At 35.3% G+C, this 19,341-nt stretch carries 29 protein-coding genes, 2 tRNA genes and 1 other RNA gene; 17 read left to right on the forward strand and 15 right to left on the reverse strand.

The window, feature by feature from the left end; genetic code table 11:
• From H3T56_RS07535 to H3T56_RS07585, 11 genes are all read right to left on the reverse strand, one after another.
• Complete coding sequence (locus H3T56_RS07535) at positions 1-297, reverse strand: ArsR family transcriptional regulator (RefSeq protein ID WP_198192417.1); 297 nt, start codon at positions 295-297, stop codon at positions 1-3.
• Between the two features lie 6 nt (positions 298-303).
• On the reverse strand, positions 304-606 hold the full coding sequence (locus H3T56_RS07540) for a DUF2730 family protein (protein WP_198192418.1): 303 nt from the start codon (positions 604-606) through the stop codon (positions 304-306).
• Positions 603-803, reverse strand: a complete 201-nt coding sequence (locus tag H3T56_RS11770; RefSeq protein ID WP_198192419.1) for a TraR/DksA C4-type zinc finger protein — start codon at positions 801-803, stop codon at positions 603-605. Before H3T56_RS11770 ends, H3T56_RS07540 begins: the two co-directional genes overlap by 4 nt.
• Entirely contained in the window at positions 790-966 is a 177-nt protein-coding gene (locus tag H3T56_RS07550) for a hypothetical protein (protein WP_198192420.1), read from the reverse strand. The genes H3T56_RS11770 and H3T56_RS07550 overlap by 14 nt, the downstream gene beginning before the upstream one ends.
• Positions 908-1,363 carry a hypothetical protein gene (locus H3T56_RS07555; protein WP_198192421.1) on the reverse strand — a complete coding sequence of 152 codons (456 nt, stop codon included), beginning with the start codon at positions 1,361-1,363 and terminating at the stop codon, positions 908-910. The genes H3T56_RS07550 and H3T56_RS07555 overlap by 59 nt, the downstream gene beginning before the upstream one ends.
• Entirely contained in the window at positions 1,356-1,979 is a 624-nt protein-coding gene (locus H3T56_RS07560) for a transglycosylase SLT domain-containing protein (protein WP_198192422.1), read from the reverse strand. The genes H3T56_RS07555 and H3T56_RS07560 overlap by 8 nt, the downstream gene beginning before the upstream one ends.
• Before the next feature lie 2 nt (positions 1,980-1,981).
• Positions 1,982-2,398: a putative holin gene (locus H3T56_RS07565; RefSeq protein WP_198192423.1), complete on the reverse strand. Its 417-nt coding sequence runs from the start codon at positions 2,396-2,398 to the stop codon at positions 1,982-1,984.
• Between the two features lie 121 nt (positions 2,399-2,519).
• Positions 2,520-2,912: a hypothetical protein gene (locus tag H3T56_RS07570; protein ID WP_086320616.1), complete on the reverse strand. Its 393-nt coding sequence runs from the start codon at positions 2,910-2,912 to the stop codon at positions 2,520-2,522.
• Positions 2,913-2,943: 31 nt separating this feature from the next.
• A complete protein-coding gene (locus tag H3T56_RS07575) occupies positions 2,944-3,288 on the reverse strand; it encodes a hypothetical protein (RefSeq protein ID WP_198192424.1) in 345 nt (114 codons plus the stop codon).
• Between the two features lie 22 nt (positions 3,289-3,310).
• A complete protein-coding gene (locus H3T56_RS07580; RefSeq protein WP_086320615.1) occupies positions 3,311-3,766 on the reverse strand; it encodes a hypothetical protein in 456 nt (151 codons plus the stop codon).
• A gap of 4 nt (positions 3,767-3,770) precedes the next feature.
• On the reverse strand, positions 3,771-4,184 hold the full coding sequence (locus H3T56_RS07585; RefSeq protein ID WP_198192425.1) for a helix-turn-helix domain-containing protein: 414 nt from the start codon (positions 4,182-4,184) through the stop codon (positions 3,771-3,773).
• Between the two features lie 93 nt (positions 4,185-4,277).
• Between H3T56_RS07585 and H3T56_RS07590 the strand changes: the two genes are divergently transcribed.
• The 12 genes from H3T56_RS07590 to H3T56_RS07645 all read left to right on the forward strand — a co-directional run bounded on the left by H3T56_RS07590 (position 4,278) and on the right by H3T56_RS07645 (position 11,963).
• Positions 4,278-4,469, forward strand: coding sequence for a DNA-binding protein (locus H3T56_RS07590; protein WP_086320614.1), 192 nt, complete (start codon positions 4,278-4,280; stop codon positions 4,467-4,469).
• Between the two features lie 45 nt (positions 4,470-4,514).
• Complete coding sequence (locus tag H3T56_RS07595) at positions 4,515-4,820, forward strand: helix-turn-helix domain-containing protein (protein ID WP_198192426.1); 306 nt, start codon at positions 4,515-4,517, stop codon at positions 4,818-4,820.
• An 11-nt stretch (positions 4,821-4,831) separates the two neighbouring features.
• The gene (locus H3T56_RS07600) at positions 4,832-5,806 is read left to right on the forward strand and encodes a hypothetical protein (RefSeq protein WP_198192427.1); all 975 of its coding nucleotides are present in this window, start codon (positions 4,832-4,834) and stop codon (positions 5,804-5,806) included.
• Between the two features lie 15 nt (positions 5,807-5,821).
• A complete protein-coding gene (locus tag H3T56_RS07605; RefSeq protein ID WP_198192428.1) occupies positions 5,822-7,603 on the forward strand; it encodes a DDE-type integrase/transposase/recombinase in 1,782 nt (593 codons plus the stop codon).
• Positions 7,603-8,832, forward strand: coding sequence for an ExeA family protein (locus H3T56_RS07610; protein ID WP_198192429.1), 1,230 nt, complete (start codon positions 7,603-7,605; stop codon positions 8,830-8,832). The genes H3T56_RS07605 and H3T56_RS07610 overlap by 1 nt, the downstream gene beginning before the upstream one ends.
• The gene (locus H3T56_RS07615) at positions 8,832-9,110 is read left to right on the forward strand and encodes a hypothetical protein (RefSeq protein WP_198192430.1); all 279 of its coding nucleotides are present in this window, start codon (positions 8,832-8,834) and stop codon (positions 9,108-9,110) included. Before H3T56_RS07610 ends, H3T56_RS07615 begins: the two co-directional genes overlap by 1 nt.
• Before the next feature lie 19 nt (positions 9,111-9,129).
• The gene (locus H3T56_RS07620; RefSeq protein ID WP_198192431.1) at positions 9,130-9,651 is read left to right on the forward strand and encodes a host-nuclease inhibitor Gam family protein; all 522 of its coding nucleotides are present in this window, start codon (positions 9,130-9,132) and stop codon (positions 9,649-9,651) included.
• Positions 9,652-9,789: 138 nt separating this feature from the next.
• On the forward strand, positions 9,790-9,999 hold the full coding sequence (locus tag H3T56_RS07625; protein WP_086320607.1) for a hypothetical protein: 210 nt from the start codon (positions 9,790-9,792) through the stop codon (positions 9,997-9,999).
• Positions 9,989-10,678 (forward strand): DUF2786 domain-containing protein, encoded by a 690-nt coding sequence (locus H3T56_RS07630; protein ID WP_198192432.1) that lies wholly within the window; start codon positions 9,989-9,991, stop codon positions 10,676-10,678. The genes H3T56_RS07625 and H3T56_RS07630 overlap by 11 nt, the downstream gene beginning before the upstream one ends.
• Positions 10,679-11,080 carry a gp16 family protein gene (locus tag H3T56_RS07635; RefSeq protein WP_198192433.1) on the forward strand — a complete coding sequence of 134 codons (402 nt, stop codon included), beginning with the start codon at positions 10,679-10,681 and terminating at the stop codon, positions 11,078-11,080.
• 10 nt (positions 11,081-11,090) lie between these two features.
• Complete coding sequence (locus tag H3T56_RS07640) at positions 11,091-11,597, forward strand: hypothetical protein (RefSeq protein WP_198192434.1); 507 nt, start codon at positions 11,091-11,093, stop codon at positions 11,595-11,597.
• Between the two features lie 3 nt (positions 11,598-11,600).
• Positions 11,601-11,963, forward strand: a complete 363-nt coding sequence (locus H3T56_RS07645; protein ID WP_198192435.1) for a Mor transcription activator family protein — start codon at positions 11,601-11,603, stop codon at positions 11,961-11,963.
• Between the two features lie 154 nt (positions 11,964-12,117).
• Here the strand turns inward: H3T56_RS07645 and H3T56_RS07650 are convergent, their stop codons facing one another.
• Together H3T56_RS07650 and H3T56_RS07655 are read right to left on the reverse strand one after the other, a co-directional pair.
• A complete protein-coding gene (locus H3T56_RS07650; RefSeq protein WP_198192436.1) occupies positions 12,118-12,732 on the reverse strand; it encodes a hypothetical protein in 615 nt (204 codons plus the stop codon).
• Between the two features lie 19 nt (positions 12,733-12,751).
• A complete protein-coding gene (locus tag H3T56_RS07655; RefSeq protein ID WP_086321081.1) occupies positions 12,752-13,942 on the reverse strand; it encodes a bifunctional tRNA (adenosine(37)-C2)-methyltransferase TrmG/ribosomal RNA large subunit methyltransferase RlmN in 1,191 nt (396 codons plus the stop codon).
• 103 nt (positions 13,943-14,045) lie between these two features.
• Here H3T56_RS07655 and H3T56_RS07660 point away from each other — a divergent pair, with 103 nt between their 5' ends.
• Entirely contained in the window at positions 14,046-14,795 is a 750-nt protein-coding gene (locus tag H3T56_RS07660; RefSeq protein WP_198192439.1) for a M15 family metallopeptidase, read from the forward strand.
• Here the strand turns inward: H3T56_RS07660 and H3T56_RS07665 are convergent.
• Both H3T56_RS07665 and H3T56_RS07670 read right to left on the reverse strand, forming a co-directional pair.
• Positions 14,792-16,096, reverse strand: coding sequence for an ATP-binding protein (locus H3T56_RS07665; protein WP_198192443.1), 1,305 nt, complete (start codon positions 16,094-16,096; stop codon positions 14,792-14,794). The genes H3T56_RS07660 and H3T56_RS07665 overlap by 4 nt on opposite strands.
• An 18-nt stretch (positions 16,097-16,114) precedes the next feature.
• On the reverse strand, positions 16,115-16,795 hold the full coding sequence (locus H3T56_RS07670) for a response regulator transcription factor (RefSeq protein WP_034901087.1): 681 nt from the start codon (positions 16,793-16,795) through the stop codon (positions 16,115-16,117).
• Positions 16,796-17,176: 381 nt separating this feature from the next.
• On the opposite strand from H3T56_RS07670, the gene H3T56_RS07675 reads away from it, so the two are divergent.
• The 4 genes from H3T56_RS07675 (at position 17,177) to H3T56_RS07690 (ending at position 18,945) form a co-directional block, all read left to right on the forward strand.
• Positions 17,177-18,472, forward strand: coding sequence for a serine dehydratase subunit alpha family protein (locus tag H3T56_RS07675; protein ID WP_198192447.1), 1,296 nt, complete (start codon positions 17,177-17,179; stop codon positions 18,470-18,472).
• A 124-nt stretch (positions 18,473-18,596) separates the two neighbouring features.
• A tRNA-His gene (locus tag H3T56_RS07680) sits at positions 18,597-18,672 on the forward strand.
• 31 nt (positions 18,673-18,703) lie between these two features.
• Positions 18,704-18,780: transfer RNA gene (locus H3T56_RS07685), tRNA-Pro, on the forward strand.
• Between the two features lie 34 nt (positions 18,781-18,814).
• A non-coding RNA gene (locus H3T56_RS07690) (RtT sRNA) lies at positions 18,815-18,945 on the forward strand.
• Positions 18,946-19,341: the final 396 nt, after the last annotated feature.

A 19,341-nucleotide genomic window follows, 5' to 3' on the forward strand; every position in this document is an offset into this window, starting at 1 on the left:
TTACACTCCTGCGCTTGGACGTTTTACACCAGGCACAACAACTTTACCGGTAGCCACATCAGCACCAAAATCGGTTAAACGTGCAACAATAACACTACCGATTGTTTCGATTTTGATTAAATCTTGCTGTCCAAGCCAACTTAAATGGGTTTTAACTTGATCACGACTAATCGCATGGCCATAGTGATCTAACACGCTGTAGATAATGCTAGAATTGCTGCTGTAACTTGGCATTTCGTTCAGAATACGCAGAATAACTAAACGTTGATCCTCTTTTAAAAATTCAGCGTAGCTCATAGTCCCTCACTTTGTTTTCAATAAAAATTGGTTAATATTATTAAGCTGATGTGACAAACCAGATAAACGATCTGATAACTGTGTCAAAGTAGCTTCATTACTACTTAATTTTTCAATCAATTTTGTTACTTGATGTTGAGTCGGCAACGACTTAACTGTTTCTTCAATTTGTGTTACCCGAATACGTAAGTCTAGTAGTTCTTTTTGACTTGCGGATTGGCGACCAATTAACCATGAATAGACTCCAACAACAGCCATCACAACCCACTGTAAAAACTGCCAGTTAAAGGTAAGTTCATTAAAATTCATATCCGATTCCTTTTTTCCTCAATCATTGCACAGTCCACACATAAATCAGTGACTAATAGTTTTCGTCTAGCTTCAGGGATAGGTTCTTCACATAGCCTGCAATATAAACTTGATATCCCTGTTTTTGCGTGATGCTGAGCGAGGGCTCGTTCACGCGCATCGTTTTCTAATGTTGATGCTATATCAGCGTTGTCCACTATTTACCTCATTAATATATTTTAGTAATTCAATAAAACGACCAGAGCATTGTCCATATTGGTCGTATAATTCTTTTAGTACTTCAGCTAAACCATCAGCGGTATTATTTCGTCGTTTTACGGGTAATTCGCATGGTACCGTCAGTTGTGCTGGTAAAACCATGGGTTGTTGCTTCAGCTGCACGGGTGCGTGCTGAGTCGATAAATTGCAAGACACGATCATCAAACACACAATTACTGCGGTTAGTAGCAGTGGAATTAAGTGCATCACGTAGCGCATTTGTTGATTGTTCATCATATAGTTTCCTTTCTGCCATTTGTTGTGATAATGCTGAGCTGGCGTCAACAGCATTTTTAGTTAGCTGTTCAGTACTATTAATCAATTGATTTAATGCATTAATTGTTTGTGTAGCTTGTGTTATTGCCTGTTTTTGTTTTCCATTACTGACACCGAAACTATAGGCTGTTATGACGGATGTAATTACTAACGCAATTACTAAAAAACAGTTTTTATTGCTCACAAAAAATTTTTTGATTAATTTATATATATTTTTAATCATCACAAACTCCTAAACCCCAATTCGCAGCAATATAAACAGGCTGCCAACGGTAGATAATGCGAATCGGATAATCACGGTTTTCTTTAAAATTAATACTTTTGCGACCACCATTAATATTTTCGACTACCCCCCAATAATGGGTTGAATCTTGATGCTCTCTTTTTGCTCGTTGACGATCACGATTAACCCATCCTAAACCACCATTGTATGCAGATAGAGTAAACCCCCAGCGATCACAATCGCTGGCAGTTTGATTAATACGTTGATATATCCAATAGTCATATTGAACAAGTGCACGCAGCGACCAAGATGGGTTATAGGGTTCGTTGTTGCCCAATGTTTTAGGGTATGCACCAGAAATCCAATCTGCAGTTGCTGGCATAAATTGAGCAAGCCCTTGTGCACCTACGTGTGATTTCGCATTCACTTTCCAGCGTGACTCTTGGTGAATTTGAGCGGCAAACAGTGATACAGGCGCATCAAGACCAAAGATAGCGCGAGCATTACGTGTTAGTTCGCGTTGATGTTGTCTAGCTTCTGGGGGTACTGATGCAAATGCTGGCGACAAATGACAGCTAAATAACATAAACACAATAATTAAATTTAAGTAACGCATAATTACAATCCAAGTGTTACGCCAAGAATCACAGCGGAAACAATCAACGCCCGACGAATCAGAACAACCGCAAACAGGGTTCGATACTCATCAAGAACAGGGTATTCCGCACACATTTTGGAATCCATTGCCTCGGGCTGTTCATTGTTTTCTAAAGACTCAATATATTGCTTGGTATAAAAATCAGGACCAAACTCTTTCCAATCGTTATATAAATAACCTCCAGGAGATGCATAAGGGAAAAGCGCACGGTCAAGGTGATAACCAACAACAGCAGAAAGTAAAACAAGAGATAGTTTATAAGCTACAACAGGCAACTGTTGAGGTGAGAGTAATGTAATAATTGCAAATAAAGTAATAGCGACTAAATACCATTTAAACAGACGAATTTGGGATAATTTTTTGACTGGATGTTTCATAAAAAAACCTCATAAGTTATAAATTAACGTATGAGGTTATTATGATCTTGATTAGTTAATCTGTAATTTGAACACGGACAGATTAATTATTATTGATGAACAAATGCTAATTTTTGAATTACTAATAAAATTCGTCATTTTCCGGAAAATTGGGATTAAATTCTATTTCTAAATTATCAAATTGATTAATTAGATACGCTTTAGTTTGATATTCATCACCAAGCTCTGATTTGTCTTTGAACTCAATAGGTTCTTCTATCTCATAACTAATACTTCCATCAGCCCAGACATAAATAGTTAACTCTACACGTATATCAAGATCATAATCATAACGATACGCTATATAAAAATAATTTTGACGATTGTCATTGGATCCTTCTGGAGGTGTAACAGATTCCTCTAGGAGAAACTCAGAACCTTTAATAACAATTTCAATATTTTTCTCTTGGTTTAATGTTAAATTTGCTAATTTAAATTGAAGCGTTAATTCACCATTTATTATCATCGAAGGCATAAGAAATTCCTCTTCTAAACTTAAAAAACTATTAATTTGTTACTTCGATATCACCACATTTTTTTTGCTTTTCAACTTCTTTTAACTGATCTAAACGCTTATTTGCACTCTTTAATGCTTCGCCTTTCTCAATCACATTCCCAACACCAAAATCGCCTAGAAACGATAAAACAGAACGGCCGTCAAACTTACTCTCCTTTTCGACATGCTCAATAAAACCCTGCACTTTGGCTTGTTCTAGTGCTAACTCACGACACGTCATTGTGTCTTTCTCGTATTGAGTCAATTCACCTTGGCGCCCGTAATTCTTCGTCGCGCACCCCGTTAAAGTTAAACCAAATGCAATAACTAATACTAATAAAACCATTTTTTTCATTTTATTTTTTCCTTTTATAATATTAATTCTCACCACGCAATTCTCTTCTTTGAATTTCAAGCTCTAATTCATATATCACCTTGTTGTTTTCAACAAATAAAGGATTTAAAAATTTAGTTCGTGAATATAACATTCTTGATAAAATTGAAAGCGAAATCATAGAAATGAGAACAATAGCAAATAAAGTATTGCTGGAAAATAAAGGGTTTGAAATACCGTTTGTTAGAATAGACTTCACATTTAATAGCGAAACAAAAATTAAAAATAAGGAGAGAAACACAATAGAAATCGAAGGAACATTAAGATATTTTCTCTTTATTATCTTTCTGTTTTCTGCCTTTAAACGCAATGCTTCATCTAACAGTTCTTTCAATGATAATTGATTCACATCCAGTTTCTTAGTTTTCGGTTCTATACTGATATTATAGATATTATTAGCCACTTGGCCATCATAAACATTATTAATACGTTGCTCCATATCATCACCTTTTCCTTTTTACCCCAATGTTATAATTAGTGATATTTTCCGCCGAAACTTGACCACCGCTAACGCTTCCAATAGTTTGTTTAGAATTTTGCTGCGCTGTGCCAGCTGTTAGCGCCCCTAGCACGGCTGCTTTAATTGTTATTGGCGCATTGCGATATAAATCTAATAATTCTTTTTCTTCTTTAGTTAGGATTAATCCTAATTGTTTTTCACCAGTTAAAATATATTGGATATCAGCACCAAGTTTCGAAAACGCAATCAAGACATCCATTCCGGGGCTAATTACTCCTGATTCGTATCTACTCCAAGTTTCACGCTGAATACCAAATAACTCAGCAATTACAGCCTGAGTTAATTTTAATCTTTTTCGTTCTTCTCTAATTCTATCTTTTGGTGATGTAATAGTCACAAAATACCTCTTGACTTTGTGATTTAAAAGTCACAAAATATATCATATAAATTATAAATTAGTTATTAATAACTTATATCAAAGGAGATAAAAATGCCAAAAGTTCTCACTCCCGAACAAGTTAAACAACAATTTCAACAAAGAGGTAAAACCATCAAATCTTGGGCGATTGAAAATGGTTACCACCCTGTTGTTGTTTATAACGTTCTAAATGGTTTAAGCCGTGCTCATCGTGGTAAAACACATGATATAGCAGTAAAACTTGGTCTAAAACAAGCTGGCTAATATTGATTGTAACAGTTTTTCATATACAGCAAAAGGAAGAAAAACATGCATAAATTACAAATTTCCACTTCCGGTACACGAATCTTAAAGGTGCTAAAAGCATTGAAAGGCTATACTTTGACTGGCTTATCAAATGGTGATATTGCAAAAATGATAAATGAATCACCAGTAAATGTTACACGGTCGTTACAAACGCTAATCGAAGAAGGGTTAGTTATTAAGCTTGATAACGGATTGTTTGCTCATAGTGTACAAATGTTACAGATTGCTCAAGCTCATGCTATCCACATTACGAAAATGCAAGACCAAATAACAGAAATAAACCAACGAATTACGGCTGGTGCAAGATAAGGATAACAAAAATGGCAAGAACCGCAAAACAAACAAAAGAAGCTGTTGAACTACCGACAATCAATGAGCAAAGCATTAATAACACAATGAATACCCTTACAACTATTCAAAGTGAGTATAATGAAGAACGTGACCTAGTTAATCAATTGTTAGGCCAATCCCAGATGGCTGACGCGTTTGCTAAATTTTCGAATACCGTCTTCATTTCTAAATTATCTTATGTAAAAGAAAATAAGCTATATCAGTATATTACAAATAATAAAAGTGAAGATGCGTCTTCAAAAAACACATGGGAAGGTTTTTGCAAGTTGCTAGGTTGGACTCCACAACATGCAAACGAAGCGATAGCAAATTTACATTCACTTGGAGAAGAAGCATTAGAATCAATGTCCCGAATGGGTATTGGATATCGCGAATTACGTCAATATCGTAAGCTTCCAGAAGACCAAAAAACTGCACTGATTGAAGTCGCAAAAGCGGGTGATAAAGAAACGCTGGTTGAACTAGCAGAAGAATTTATTGCTAAAAATACTAAAGAAAAAGAGCAACTCAAAAAAGAAAACAGCAATTTACAAGCTGACTACAAGGCGCTTAGCAAACGTAATGCTGATGTAGCTCAAGAAAAAGAAGAGCTGGCGATAAAATTGGCTCAATTTGAAATGAAAACAATTCCGCTTGACGATCGTTTAAGCCCATTAAAAGAACAAATTGCAAAAACTCAATCGCATATCGATGAGCTATTAGAACAACAACGACAATATTTGCAAATTGTAGACAATTTACAAAGAGAAATTATCGACAATGATCCAAATTACGACCCAGAGAAACACTATCAACTACCCGAATCGTTAGTTGTAACACTAACAATATTGTATCAATCATTAAAATTAACATCATCACAAAGTAAACGCATATATTTCGATTTTTGGAATAATTTTAGTGATGATATTGAAATAGACCCCAATGAAACTGCAATGAATTATTAATTTAAGGTGATAAGTATGATAACGCCATCGATTCGTGATTACTTAAATAATATTGCAAAAAAACTGGATAGTGTTGGTCACGGTCAACGAGGACCTATATTAGATGAAGCACAGGAGTTTTTAGGCTTTTCAAGACAAACGATTTACAGGCATTTGAAGCAAGTTTGCGGTTGGTCTAGTGAACGAAAAGCAAGGGCTGATAAAGGTAAAATGACAGTTTCAAGTGAATCATTGTTTGCGCTTGCAGCAATGAATCGTGAATCGATTAGAGATAATGGCAAGCAGACAATGTTTACAACAACGGCTAGAGGGATATTAGAGCAAAATGGACATGAGATTAATGTCAGTAATGCAACTCTAAATCGACTAATGCGTCAACGTAAACTAAATGTAAACGCTCAAAAAGTTGCTAATCCAGTTCAATCACTACGAGCATTGTATCCCAACCATGTTCATGAAATCGATCCGTCATTATGTTTAATTTATTACATGAAAAATAAACAACATATTATGCGTGATCGTGATTTTTATAAAAACAAGTTAGAAAACTATGCAAAAGTTAAATACAAAGTCTGGCGCTATACATTGTATGACCGAGCATCGGGCATTATTATTCCATGGTATGTTGAGGCAGCAGGAGAAAATCAGCATTCATTATTCCAGTTTTTAATGTTTGCTTGGGGTAAGCAAGATGGGCGGTTATTCCATGGAGTTCCTAAATTACTTTATTGGGATAAAGGCTCTGCGAATACTTCAAGCGCAATCAAAAATTTACTAGATCATTTAGAAGTAAAATATGAAGCACACGAAGCTGGTAATGCAAGAGCTAAAGGTGGCGTTGAAAATGCAAACAACATTATCGAAACACAGTTTGAAAGCCGTCTAAAATTCCAACCAGTTAATAGCATTAATGAATTAAATGATGCAGCAATGAAGTGGGCTGAAGCATATAACTCAAACAGGTTGCCAGGACAAGATACGCGATTACACAGAGCTGGGTTATCAGAACCCGTGTCACGTCAATCACTCTGGCAACATATTACAACAGAACAATTACGCACATTACCTTCAATAGAAGTTTGTCAGGCATTAATGGCAAGTCGCGAGCAAGAGCGACAAGTTAAAGCTGATCTAACCATTAGTTTTAAACATCCACAAGCTGATAGTTCGTTGATTTATAGTTTAAAAGGTTTAGATGGTATCGCTGTGAAAGATAAAGTCAGTGTGCGTTCATTGGTATACGGTGATTGTGCCATTCAAATTGAAGTACCACGCTATGATGGTGACTCCCTGATTTATCGTGTTGAACCCGACCGCAACTTTGATCAGTTTGGGCAACGTTTAGATGCTCCTGTTATAGGTGAAGAATATAAATCAAAAGGTAATACCGAAATAGAACATGCAGCAATAGAACTAGATCAAGTTGCGTATCCTGATATGACTGCGGATGAAATCAAAAAAGCTAAACAAAAATCAGTTGCGCCATTTAAAGGCAAACTAAACACACTTAGTTATCTGGATAACATTAATCACCCTGCATATTTTGAACAAAAAGGCAAAGAGATTGATACACCGGAACATTTAAAACCATCAATTCCAATATTAACACTAACTGCTGCTTTGATGCGAATTACTAGTGAAATTGGTCGCAAATTAACAACAGATGAAAACAAATGGTTATCAGCACGTTACAAAGATGGTGTGCCAGAAGACTCATTGGATTCGTTAATTCATACATTCAAAACACCTATTGCTGTAGGTGATGGTACAACAGGAATATTCAGGAGTGTTAAATAATGTTGAAATTAAAAAATGTAATGAAGCAATTCAATATTAAGCAAGCGCAATTAGCCAAGCATATTGAATTTAGAGGAAATTGCATTAGTCAGGCAGTTATTAATTTAATTGTTAATCGCAATATTTGGCCACGCTCAATTGAACGTGATGAGTTAGAGCAGAAAATTGGAAAAGCACTAATTAAATTAGGTTTAAATAACGATTATTTGCTAAATATTTTTGAAGAAGAAACTGGCGCAGAAAACGTCTTGGCGGATGAGTCCGCGCCAGTTGACTCAAATGAGAAATTAACAAAGGAGTCAGCATATATGTTACTACGAAAACAAACAATAAATCGAGATGCACGTGCTCATTTTCGCATTCCGCGCGACCCATTCACTGATGAAATGACACAAGATGCGGACGTTTATCTTTCTGACGATATTCGCTACGTCCGTGCAGCGATGCGTCAAACCGCTCAGCACGGCGGTATGTTAGCTGTTATTGGTGAATCAGGTAGCGGTAAATCAACACTACGCCATGATTTAATTGATTGGATCAATATTAATCATGAACCAATAACAGTTATCGAGCCGTATGTACTAGGTTTAGAAGACAATGAGGTTAAAGGGAAATCGCTAAAAAGTATGGATATTAGTAGTGCGATTATTAGCTCCATTAACCCGCAAGCAAAACCACGTCGAAGTGCAGAAGCACGTGCTCGCCAAATGCACGAACTACTCAAGAACAGTGCGCTATCTGGCCGTAAACATCTGCTGATAATTGAAGAGGCGCACGGATTGCCGATCCCAACATTAAAACATCTAAAAAGGTTTTATGAGCTCCAAGAGGGGTTTAAAAAACTACTCTCAATCATCCTAATTGGACAAACGGAGTTACAAACCAAACTATCAGAGTATAACCCTGAAGTGCGTGAAGTTGTGCAACGTTGTGAAGTGGTAAATATTAAACCGTTAGATTTCAAAGTCGAAGAGTATATCAAGCATAAATTTGCACGTGTTGATATGGACTATACAGCATTATTTGACGCATCAGCATTTGATGAAATTATCAGTCGATTACGTGTAGTATCAAATCGCAGAGGCGAAAAGCAAGTGAGATCACTATGTTATCCACTTGCGGTAAATAACTTAGTTTCAAATGCATTAAATCTAGCCGCGCGTATCGGAGCTGAAAAGGTAACAGGCGAAATAATTGTCGAGTGCATTAAGGATCGGGGAGATATGTAATGAAAATGGTAAATAATCAAGTAATCAATAATGCAATAAATGCTGTCAATACAGCAATCAACACGTTAGAAAATGAAGAATTAACTGTTGTTGGTTTTTATCATGACTCGCTATCAAAACCTACAATTGAAATTGAACACCACCCTAAATGCACTAAATTTATAGCAGCTGGTAAAGCAACATATTACAGACATGAAGGCTATTATCGCTTTGGTCAATTTGAACTAAACGGTTGCCGGATAGTATGGAAAGAGCGTGATATTAGTCGCTTGCATTAATCGAATAGGAGCTATAGAAATGATAAAGACTAAAAAACGTATTAAAGCTACCGCATCAATCTATGTTGTGCAATCAAAAGATCAAGCAACAGAGGCTATTAAATATTTAGGCGATATACAGCGTGAATTAATCCGATTAGAAACCGAAATGAACGATAAAATCGCTGAAATTACTGCAAGTTATTCATCAAATATTGAAGCATTAAAAAAGAAGTCAGCAGAAATACAAAAAGGTATCCAAATTTGGTGCGAAGCAAACCGTGATGAATTAACCAACAATGGTAAAGTTAAATCAGCTAATCTTGTTACAGGTGAAATACAGTGGCGCAATCGTCCACCATCTTGTGTTATTCGTGGTTTAGAAACGGTTATAGAAACACTGAAAAAGCTAAAATTGGAACGATTTATTCGTACAAAAGAAGAAGTTAATAAAGAAGCTATTTTAAACGAACCAAATGTAGTAGCACATGTTCCGGGCATCACTATCAAAAAAGATGTAGAGGATTTTGCGATAGTGCCATTTGAACAGGATGTTATCTAATCATGCAAACACAAGATTTTTATATTTTACATCAATTTATATTAAGCAACATTGCTAATTTTATAGCGATTTGCAAAGAACGCGGATTATCAGAATGCGAAGCTGACCGAATCATTGACGAGCTCGAGGAATTAGCAAATGAGCAAATTCTCTAGTCCTAAACGTTATATGCCCGACCATTATATTTCAATCAGTCATGAACATTCATTTATGCGTGAAGTGAATGGTCAGGGCTATGTTGATGGTAAGTTATATGATGAACTTTATGCAGAATATATGAAGTTGAAATCCAACAAAACACTGAAACAGTATATTGATAGTTTTTTAAGGAAATTTTATGACAAGTAATAATGAAAAATATCTGGAAAAAATAAAAAAATTGTTGGCTTTAGCAAAATCAACAAATCCTCACGAAGCAGCTATAGCTATGAATCAAGCCATCAAATTAATGGCAAAACATAATATTAGTAATAAAGATGTAGAATTATCCCAAATTGTGGAAAAAGTGGCAAAACATGCCCCTTCTAATGCAGAAAAACCACCAAGATATTTTTCAATATTAGTAAGTATAATTTCAAGCGCATTTGGCGTGCGGGCTTACTTAATTTGGGAAAACAATAAACGAAAGGTTTCATTTTATGGATTTAGAGAACGACCACAACTAGCAGCTTATACCTTTGATGTTTTAAGTGTTCAATTAGTTAAAGCTCGGAAAGAATTCTTATCGAAACAGAATGGTAATTGTAAAAAAATCACTAAAATCAACCGAGCTGATGAGTTCTGTGTTGGCTGGGTTAATGGTGTTTATCAATTAATTGAAGATTTTGCAACGACTGATGAGGAACTAAATCTATTAGCTGAATATAGAAAGACCAAAGATTTATCACCAGCTAAGGTTAGAGATGCTAAAAAGTGTAATGGTTCAGACTCTTCACAATTTATTGGTTACTTACAAGGTAAAACCGCTCAATTGAATCATGGTGTATCAAGTTCAGGTTATTCTCCATCATTAATAGAGGGTAAATAGATGAAATCTAAATACATCAGGCTGATTCATATTGCAAAATCTCAACTTAATCTGGATGACGATACCTATCGTCATCTATTACGGACTATAACTAAAAAAACTAGCACCAAGGATATGACAGCTTGGGAACTGGAAAAAATTCTAAATCACCTTAAATCAAAAGGTTTTAAAGTTAAATCATCAAAAAAAGCGGGAAGGATAACTGCTACAGAACCAGTTCATAAAAAAATACGCTCATTATGGCTAGAACTAGCTGATGCAGGTGAAGTAAAAAACCGCTCCGAAAAAGCTATCAATTCTTATGTAAAACGTATTACTGGTGTTGAAGTGATGAATTGGCTTACTCAAAAACAAGCAATGGTTGTAATTGAAAGCCTAAAAAGTTGGCAATCACGCATATAAAGGAAGAAGCATGAAATTAACACGTTGCCCAATTTGTCATAACGAAATTAATTTAGAAGCATTAGTCGAGGATGATTCTGGCAGAGAACTCCTTATGTTGGTAAGCAATTTAAGCTATAGCTGTGCTAAACCGATGATTGCCTATATTGGGTTATTTCGTACTCAAAAATCAAATTTGAGTAACTCACGAGCAGTAAATTTAATAAATGAAGTACTACAACTTTTTCAACCAAGTAGACATCTAGCACACGCATTAAAAGAAACCGTTAATAATATTCACTCAAAGCGTGCATTGGGTGAATACAAACCGTTTAAAAATCATAATTATCTAAAGTCAGTTTATGATTCTACTAAACATTTATTTGCGTACGTTGAACATAAAGAAGAAGACAAACCAGCTCGTAGCAGTAATGAAGAGTATTTTGAACAGATGTATAGAGCCGGTATCGATTTTAATAAATTAGAAAAAAATATACCCGGTGCACTAGATTGGTATAAGAAGAAAACAGGAGCGTAAATTATGACTAAGTCTGCAATGTCTATTAAACGTCATGAATTACTAACACATGTATCATTATCTGTTGCTAACGAAGCTATGGATTATGGATTACCTGAAGACATTGCCAATCAATTAGGGGATAGCATAGCAAATACTATTTCAGAATTATTTGGTGGTCAAAATTTCACATTTCCACGCGATTACATTTTCAAATTAAATCAGCGAGACTTGCAGATTTATGATTCATTCAAAGGTAATAACTACGCAGAACTTAGTCAAAAGTATAATATGACAGAGCGAGGCATTCGCAAGGTAATTGACCGAGTTCACAAAAGAATGTTAAAAGAAAAACAACCAACCTTATTTGATTTCAACAATGCCTAATCAAATTTAGAGCAAAAATTTTTAGGCAATTTTTTATTTCATATTTTGTAACACTCTTTCAAAAAACAATTTCATTATTTCCCCTTTTATTTTGTTATATCCCATTTATCACCTCATTCTGTTATTATTTATCATGTTCTATTTCATTTATAATTTATTTTTTTGATACTAAAAATAGATAGTTAGCTATCTTGTTGTCGCCTTTATTTTTATAAAGTTCGGCCGTTTTTGCTACATTACTTCGACGACTTGCATCATATGCAAAAAGTTGTTTAAACATTAGATCTGCAGTTTTTTTATCGCCGTTTTGGATAGCACAATAACCATATTGCTCGTAGGTATCTGCTTTCCAGCGGTGTCGATCTAGTTCTAGACTTTTGGCAAATTGTTGTTTCGCTTCTTGGTAACGATCTCTACCACATAAAAAGGATCCATAGTGCACACGATATAAACCATTACCTGGTTGCATTAATGTGATTCGTTTATAAATCATCTCAGCTTCATTATATTCACCAACATGTTGATCAAACATTGCCATTGCTAGCATGATTTGAGGATTATTGGGTGAATACTGCGCGGCCAATTTTAGATTATAATGTGCCGCTTTAACGTTATCTTCAGATTCATTGGCTTTGGCTAAATAACCTAAACCTAATCGCATTCTTGCTAATGCAGCGGTTTCTGGATCAAAATCCTCACGACCATTCATTTGGCAACCTGTTAGCATCAGCATGGCCAAACTGCTTAATGCTATTAATGCGTTTTTCATGTACAACTCCTTGGTTATTTTAGGCGATTTGTTGAACAAGATTTTGCTTTTTATAAAGCGTTCGTTTGGTACGATCTACAACTTCGCCTGCAAGTTGACCACAAGCTGCATCAATATCATCGCCACGAGTTTTCCGAACGATAACTGTAAATCCGTAACCCATTAATGTTTTCATAAAACGATCAATTCGGGTGTTTGAACAACGCGCATAAGGCGCACCTGGGAAAGGATTCCATGGAATTAAATTGATTTTACTTGGTACATTTTTCAGGAATTTAGCTAGTTCATGGGCATGTTCGACACTATCATTGATCTGGTTGAGTAATACATATTCGATGGTCACTTTACCATGATTAGCATTCGAGGTTGAAAGATAACGTAAAATTGAATCACGTAACATTGCCATATTATATTTTTGGTTAATTGGCATAATCTCACTACGAATTTCATCATTTGGTGCATGTAATGAAATAGCTAATGCTACATCAATCATGCCAGCTAATTTATCTAAAGCGGGTACAACACCAGAAGTAGAAAGCGTCACGCGTCTTTTTGATAAACCATAACCAAAATCATCTAGCATAATTTCCATTGCTGGTGCGACATTGGATAAATTAAGTAAAGGTTCACCCATCCCCATCATAACAACGTTAGTGATAGGTCGATCGGCTAATTTACCTGTTACGCCAATGGCATTTGATGCGCGCCAAACTTGGCCAATAATTTCAGATACGGTTAAATTACGGTTAAAACCTTGTTGCGCTGTTGAACAGAATTTACACTCCAAAGCACAGCCTACTTGTGATGAAACACACAAGGTCGCACGATCACGTTCAGGAATATAAACCGATTCAATCATTTGATTATTGCCTACATCTAAAGCCCATTTTATAGTGCCATCGGATGAACGTTGCTCGATGGCGATTTTAGGCGCTTTAATTTCAGCTAATTTTTTTAATTGCTCGCGTAATTTTTTGTTAATGTCGGTCATAAGATCGAAATCATCTATCCCAAAATGATAGATCCATTTCATCACTTGATCCGCTCTAAATGGTTTTTCTCCTAACGAAATAAAAAATTCTCTTAACTGTTGTCGGGTAAAGTTAAGTAAGTTTATTTTTTCGTTAGTTGGATTGGTGGTGTTTTGATTAGTTGTATTTGTCACGTCCAAACAATTATCAGACGATTTGTGTGTAGCTGATGTTAACATATGGCCTCGTTTTTACACATTATGGCTATTTCAATTTTTAGGGAAAGGATTATACTGGTTTTCACCCTGTCTGGCTAATATAATATTAATTAGAATCTAAACGATGAAAAAAATAATAACATTGAAAACAGTTACTCATTTTAGCTCAACTTTAACTTTACTCTTATGTTCAACGTTTGCTATGGCACAATCTATTCCATTAAATAAACTTACTGGGCAATTTGATGAAAAAAAAGATAGTAATTATATTGCTCTCGACTCAACAATATTACCAGTAAACAAAAAAGGTATGTATTTACAGAAGGAACCAACTGAGCAGTTGATTAAGGCTTATAATGATTTTAAAAAATCTTATCCTAATATTCCTTTTATTGTAGTGAGTGCTACGCGTAATTACACCTATCAAAATGGTATTTGGCAACGTAAGTGGGATGCATTAGTACCTAAGTTGAATAATCCACAAAAAATTGCCGAACAAATTTTAAAATTATCTTCAATGCCTGGTACATCAAGACATCATTGGGGAACAGATATTGATATTACTAGTGTATCATCTGAATATTTTAAAAATGATAAACAGGGAATTATTTTATATAAATGGCTTCGTGAAAACTTACCGAAATATGGTTTTTGCCAACCATTCAATGAGGGGCGAAAAGGGGGCTATTTACCAGAAGAGTGGCATTGGTCATATAAACCAATCGCCAAACAATATATTGCTGAATATAAAGCAATACTTGACAGCAATCCACAGATGATTATGCAAAATCTAAATTTTACTGGTTACGATAAAATTACCTTAGAAAGTCTGGTAAAAGAATATGTATTAACCGTTAATCCGGATTGTTATTAATTTTTTCGCCAATAAGGTAGTTTGATTGTTACCACTAAACCACCACCATCGCGATTATTAGCTTGAATAGTACCGTTATGCATAATAACGGTCTTTCTGGCGATGGCTAGACCTAGTCCATAGCCTTTACCTAACTGTGCTGACTGAATACGGACAAAGGGTTCAAAAATACTCGATAATTTGCTGGCATCGACACCCGGACCACGATCTTTAACTTCAATTTGTAAATATTTTCCTGCTTCTTTTAATGATACCTCAACCGTTTGGCCTGCATTAGAAAAGCGGATAGCATTACGAATAATATTTTCAATTGCGCGTCGTATCTGTTCAGAATTACCTTTAACAATAGAGTGATTAATGGATGATAAGTTAAACTCTACTTCAATAGATTGGTGATTGGCTTCGTAGTTGGCATCATTAACCACTACACCAATTAACTCTTTTAAGTCAAAGTATTCATCGGTTCGATTATTCATTTCAGCCCGTGAATAATTGAGAATTTCACCAATTAATTGATCTAATCGTTCCGACTCTAACTCAATTCTAGCTAAAGCTGTATCGATATTTTGTTTATTTTGTTGGGCAAGACCGATTGCCAATTGTAAGCGGGCCAGAGGGGTTCTGAGTTCATGAGAAACATCATGAAGTAGCGCTTGTCGATCAGATATTAAGATGTTGAGTTGCTCAACCATCATGTCAAAATCTTTACCTAATTCACTCAGTTCATCACGACGAGGTTTTAACTTTTTAAATAACCTAACCGACAGATCGCCTTGCGAGACGCGGAAAAATCCTTGTCTTAGTAATTTCATTGGCCTAGTTAAGTTCCATGCTAAAAATAGACTGAATACTAAACCAACACAGATCCCCATTAACAAAATAGGGGTCGGCATATTAAATAAAGTTTTATTTTTGCTATTGCTGTGATCTGTTTTATCGTCTTTAAATGATACCGAATAGAGGGTGCCATCAGGTGCTACTGCCATCCTTTGATATACATAAGTGCTAGGTTCTAATTCATCTGTGATGATATTAACTTGATCATATTGCGGAGACACCAATTTTATTGACAATAAAACTCGCTCACGTTCGGGTAGATGGGCAATAAAATTGAGTGTTTCATCTTCACCGGCAACATGCAATAATTGAGCAATCATATCCACTTTAGTTGGCATATGATTTAAGAATCGTTGATTTCTATTTTCTATATAATAAGAGAAAGCAATCCAAGTTAATTGGAAGGTAAGATAAAAAATTATCCAAAATATAACCAATATTTTCCAAAATAATCGACGATTCATAGCAAACCTATGGTTTGATTAACGGATACGATAGCCAACCGCTCTTATTGTTTCAATGGTCACATCATTTTGTGCTACTTGATGTAGTTTTTGGCGAATATTGCTGATATGAACATCGACGCTACGATCATATAATTCTCGAGCACGACCCAGACCTATTTCAGACAATTCTTCTTTAGTTACCACTCGTTCACTATGTTTAACCAGTAAAACTAACAAGTTAAATTCAGTAGAGGTGAGATCTATTGGTTGACCATTCCAAGTACAAAGTCGTTGTGGAAGATCTAAAGTTAAGCCATTAAAATGATATTTTTTCTCATCGACTAATTCGACTGAACGTTCGTCAAATCGACGTAATACCGCTCTTAATCTCGCTAATAACTCACGAGGATAACATGGTTTTGGAATGTAATCATCAGCACCTAATTCTAGCCCTAATACGCGATCAATATTATCGCCTTTGGCAGTTAGCATAATAACTGGCATATTACATTGTTGACGAATGCTTTTTAGGACATCAATGCCATTAATATCAGGTAACATAACATCTAAAATTGCTGCACGATATTTACCTGACAGCGCTTCATCAATACCATCCTTACCTAAATAAACACTTTTAATATTAAAACCTTCATTGGTTAAATATTCGCTAAGCATTTGTGATAATTCTACATCATCATCAATTAATAAAATATTTATCATATCTCGCCATTATTATTTAATTTTTGATAGTTACATTATTGCAATAATAAAAAAAAAGTCAGGTGGTTTTACTAAAATATTACATATTTTGAACTATTCCTGATTAATTTATTTACTATGCAGTTAAGTATAGATGTTTCAGATTTAGTATATTTTTGTCGTATATATTTTAAACAAAAAATGGTTGAATAAAAATCTGTTTATAGTGGTATAACGTATTAATAAAATCAGTATAAAACTGATAAATTATGTTCACTTACTCTTTAATATGTGAGCTTAACATTTAGTTTTCAAGTTAAATAGAATAAAATAATCACTTAATTTTGTGGCTAAATGTTTCACTTGCTAACATTACGGTTAGTAATATGGAGATAAAAAATGGAACAACAAGTAATGTGGCAACAATTAATCAAATTGGTGAAACATGAAGTCTTGCCGGCACTTGGTTGCACTGAACCTATCTCACTTGCTTTAGCTGCTGCTACGGCAACTCAATATATTGATAAAAACGAAATTAGCCACATTGATGCTTATGTCTCCCCCAATCTTATGAAAAATGGCATGGGTGTTACTGTTCCGGGTACTGGTATGGTGGGATTAGCTATTGCAGCGGCCATTGGTGCCATTGGTGGTGATGCTGAGGCTGGTCTTGAAGTCCTTAAAAATATTACTCAACAACAGATCGAACAAGCAAAAACGATGCTCAATGAGCATAAAGTTAATGTGCAAATGGCCAATAATAATACTGCTATTTATTCTGAAGCTAATATTTATACTCGTCGCGATCATGTCCGCGTCTGTATTGAAAACTCACATACTAATGTGATTTTGATTGAAAAAAATGGTGAAATAATTTTTAAAGCCGATAACCAAAGGCAAGATGATTCGAAAGATGTAGTTATCATCAAATCAATGTCGGTAAAACAGATATATGAGTTTGCCTCGCAGGCTGATTTTGCTGATATCGAATTTATTTTACACTCAGCAGAATTAAATGATGCCTTATCTCAGGAAGGATTAAGACGAGATTATGGCTTAAGTATTGCGGCGACATTACATGAACAAACTAAAAATGGCTTATTAGCCGATGATCTATTGTCTAAAGTAATTATTCGTACTACTGCTGCATCAGATGCTCGTATGGGAGGTGCAACGTTACCGGCTATGAGTAATTCAGGTTCAGGCAATCAAGGTATTACTGCAACTATGCCAGTCGTTGTTGTTGCCGATTATTTAGAGGCAATGCCAGAGCAATTAGCGAGAGCACTTATTTTATCGCATACCATTGCCATTTATATTCATAGTAAATTTCCGCCATTATCTGCACTTTGTGCAGCCTCAACAGCAGCCATGGGATCGGCTGCCGGTATGGCGTGGTTACTGGGTAAAGGCCAATATGAGCCAGTTAATATGGCCATATGTAACATGATTGGTGATTTGTCTGGAATAATTTGTGATGGTGCATCAAATAGTTGTGCAATGAAAGTTTCAACTTCGGTTTCATCCGGATTTAAAGCTGTATTAATGGCACTAAACCGAATTCGTGTTACAGGTAATGAAGGTATTGTTTGTGATAGTGTTGAAACTTCAATTAATAATTTAGGGGCGATTGTTAGTAATAGTATGAAAGCAACTGACACTCAGATAATTGATATTATGTCGCATAAAGCCTAATTTTTTGGGGAAACGCTAAAAGAATAACCTTTTAACGCTTTTAATATAACCAATTGGTATTATTTTTAAAAAATATGCTGGACAATATTATTTTTTATGCGTAATATTTCGTCCTGCTTCTATGGTGGCTATAGCTCAGTTGGTAGAGCCCTGGATTGTGATTCCAGTTGTCGTGGGTTCGAGTCCCATTAGCCACCCCATTTTATATTTAGAATGTGAAGCAATTTCTGACGGCGAGTAGCGCAGCTTGGTAGCGCAACTGGTTTGGGACCAGTGGGTCGGAGGTTCGAATCCTCTCTCGCCGACCAATTTAATAAGAAAGCCTACTCATTTGAGTGGGCTTTTTTATTATTACACCGACGCATTTGATTCGAACCGATAAGAGGTTCGAGCCGAGTAGCACGAGACAGCGTTGCTTTAGCAACGACCCGTAGGGCGAGCATGAAATGCGAGTCAATCCTCTCTCGCCGACCAATTTAATAAGAAAGCCTACTCATTTGAGTGGGCTTTTTTATTACTACAACGGTGCATTTGATTCGAGCCGATAAGAGGTTCGAGCCGAGTAGCACAAGACAGCGTTACTTTAGTAACGACTAGACATTTTTATCCTTCTAAATTAGCTAAGCTGTAACTATGCATGTTTACCATGCCCTTTATAATTAACTCTATAAAGGCTTTATACTCCGCTCCTTCTTATGACTTGATAAAATTGCGTTTTTACATTGAGTTTTCTTCAAGTCTTCCTTTATTGCAAATCAAATAAACACATACATATTTTAAATATAACGTATTGATTTAATTGTAAATAATAATAAAAACTGTGATCTATACAACAAATTTGGTACTTAAAATTGACAACATGTATTTTT

The organism is Gilliamella sp. W8123 (assembly GCF_016101085.1).
In the GTDB taxonomy this organism is placed as follows: Bacteria; Pseudomonadota; Gammaproteobacteria; order Enterobacterales; family Orbaceae; genus Gilliamella; species Gilliamella apis.

Coding starts and splice junctions, on each gene's coding strand:
- H3T56_RS07535 (WP_198192417.1), bottom strand. CDS start 297: ATGAGCTACGCTGAATTTTTAAAAGAGGATCAACGTTTAGTTATTCTG.
- H3T56_RS07540 (WP_198192418.1), bottom strand. CDS start 606: ATGAATTTTAATGAACTTACCTTTAACTGGCAGTTTTTACAGTGGGTT.
- H3T56_RS07550 (WP_198192420.1), bottom strand. CDS start 966: ATGGTTTTACCAGCACAACTGACGGTACCATGCGAATTACCCGTAAAA.
- H3T56_RS07555 (WP_198192421.1), bottom strand. CDS start 1,363: ATGATTAAAAATATATATAAATTAATCAAAAAATTTTTTGTGAGCAAT.
- H3T56_RS07560 (WP_198192422.1), bottom strand. CDS start 1,979: ATGCGTTACTTAAATTTAATTATTGTGTTTATGTTATTTAGCTGTCAT.
- H3T56_RS07565 (WP_198192423.1), bottom strand. CDS start 2,398: ATGAAACATCCAGTCAAAAAATTATCCCAAATTCGTCTGTTTAAATGG.
- H3T56_RS07570 (WP_086320616.1), bottom strand. CDS start 2,912: ATGCCTTCGATGATAATAAATGGTGAATTAACGCTTCAATTTAAATTA.
- H3T56_RS07575 (WP_198192424.1), bottom strand. CDS start 3,288: ATGAAAAAAATGGTTTTATTAGTATTAGTTATTGCATTTGGTTTAACT.
- H3T56_RS07580 (WP_086320615.1), bottom strand. CDS start 3,766: ATGGAGCAACGTATTAATAATGTTTATGATGGCCAAGTGGCTAATAAT.
- H3T56_RS07590 (WP_086320614.1), top strand. CDS start 4,278: ATGCCAAAAGTTCTCACTCCCGAACAAGTTAAACAACAATTTCAACAA.
- H3T56_RS07595 (WP_198192426.1), top strand. CDS start 4,515: ATGCATAAATTACAAATTTCCACTTCCGGTACACGAATCTTAAAGGTG.
- H3T56_RS07600 (WP_198192427.1), top strand. CDS start 4,832: ATGGCAAGAACCGCAAAACAAACAAAAGAAGCTGTTGAACTACCGACA.
- H3T56_RS07605 (WP_198192428.1), top strand. CDS start 5,822: ATGATAACGCCATCGATTCGTGATTACTTAAATAATATTGCAAAAAAA.
- H3T56_RS07610 (WP_198192429.1), top strand. CDS start 7,603: ATGTTGAAATTAAAAAATGTAATGAAGCAATTCAATATTAAGCAAGCG.
- H3T56_RS07615 (WP_198192430.1), top strand. CDS start 8,832: ATGAAAATGGTAAATAATCAAGTAATCAATAATGCAATAAATGCTGTC.
- H3T56_RS07620 (WP_198192431.1), top strand. CDS start 9,130: ATGATAAAGACTAAAAAACGTATTAAAGCTACCGCATCAATCTATGTT.
- H3T56_RS07625 (WP_086320607.1), top strand. CDS start 9,790: ATGAGCAAATTCTCTAGTCCTAAACGTTATATGCCCGACCATTATATT.
- H3T56_RS07630 (WP_198192432.1), top strand. CDS start 9,989: ATGACAAGTAATAATGAAAAATATCTGGAAAAAATAAAAAAATTGTTG.
- H3T56_RS07635 (WP_198192433.1), top strand. CDS start 10,679: ATGAAATCTAAATACATCAGGCTGATTCATATTGCAAAATCTCAACTT.
- H3T56_RS07640 (WP_198192434.1), top strand. CDS start 11,091: ATGAAATTAACACGTTGCCCAATTTGTCATAACGAAATTAATTTAGAA.
- H3T56_RS07645 (WP_198192435.1), top strand. CDS start 11,601: ATGACTAAGTCTGCAATGTCTATTAAACGTCATGAATTACTAACACAT.
- H3T56_RS07650 (WP_198192436.1), bottom strand. CDS start 12,732: ATGAAAAACGCATTAATAGCATTAAGCAGTTTGGCCATGCTGATGCTA.
- H3T56_RS07655 (WP_086321081.1), bottom strand. CDS start 13,942: ATGTTAACATCAGCTACACACAAATCGTCTGATAATTGTTTGGACGTG.
- H3T56_RS07660 (WP_198192439.1), top strand. CDS start 14,046: ATGAAAAAAATAATAACATTGAAAACAGTTACTCATTTTAGCTCAACT.
- H3T56_RS07665 (WP_198192443.1), bottom strand. CDS start 16,096: ATGAATCGTCGATTATTTTGGAAAATATTGGTTATATTTTGGATAATT.
- H3T56_RS07675 (WP_198192447.1), top strand. CDS start 17,177: ATGGAACAACAAGTAATGTGGCAACAATTAATCAAATTGGTGAAACAT.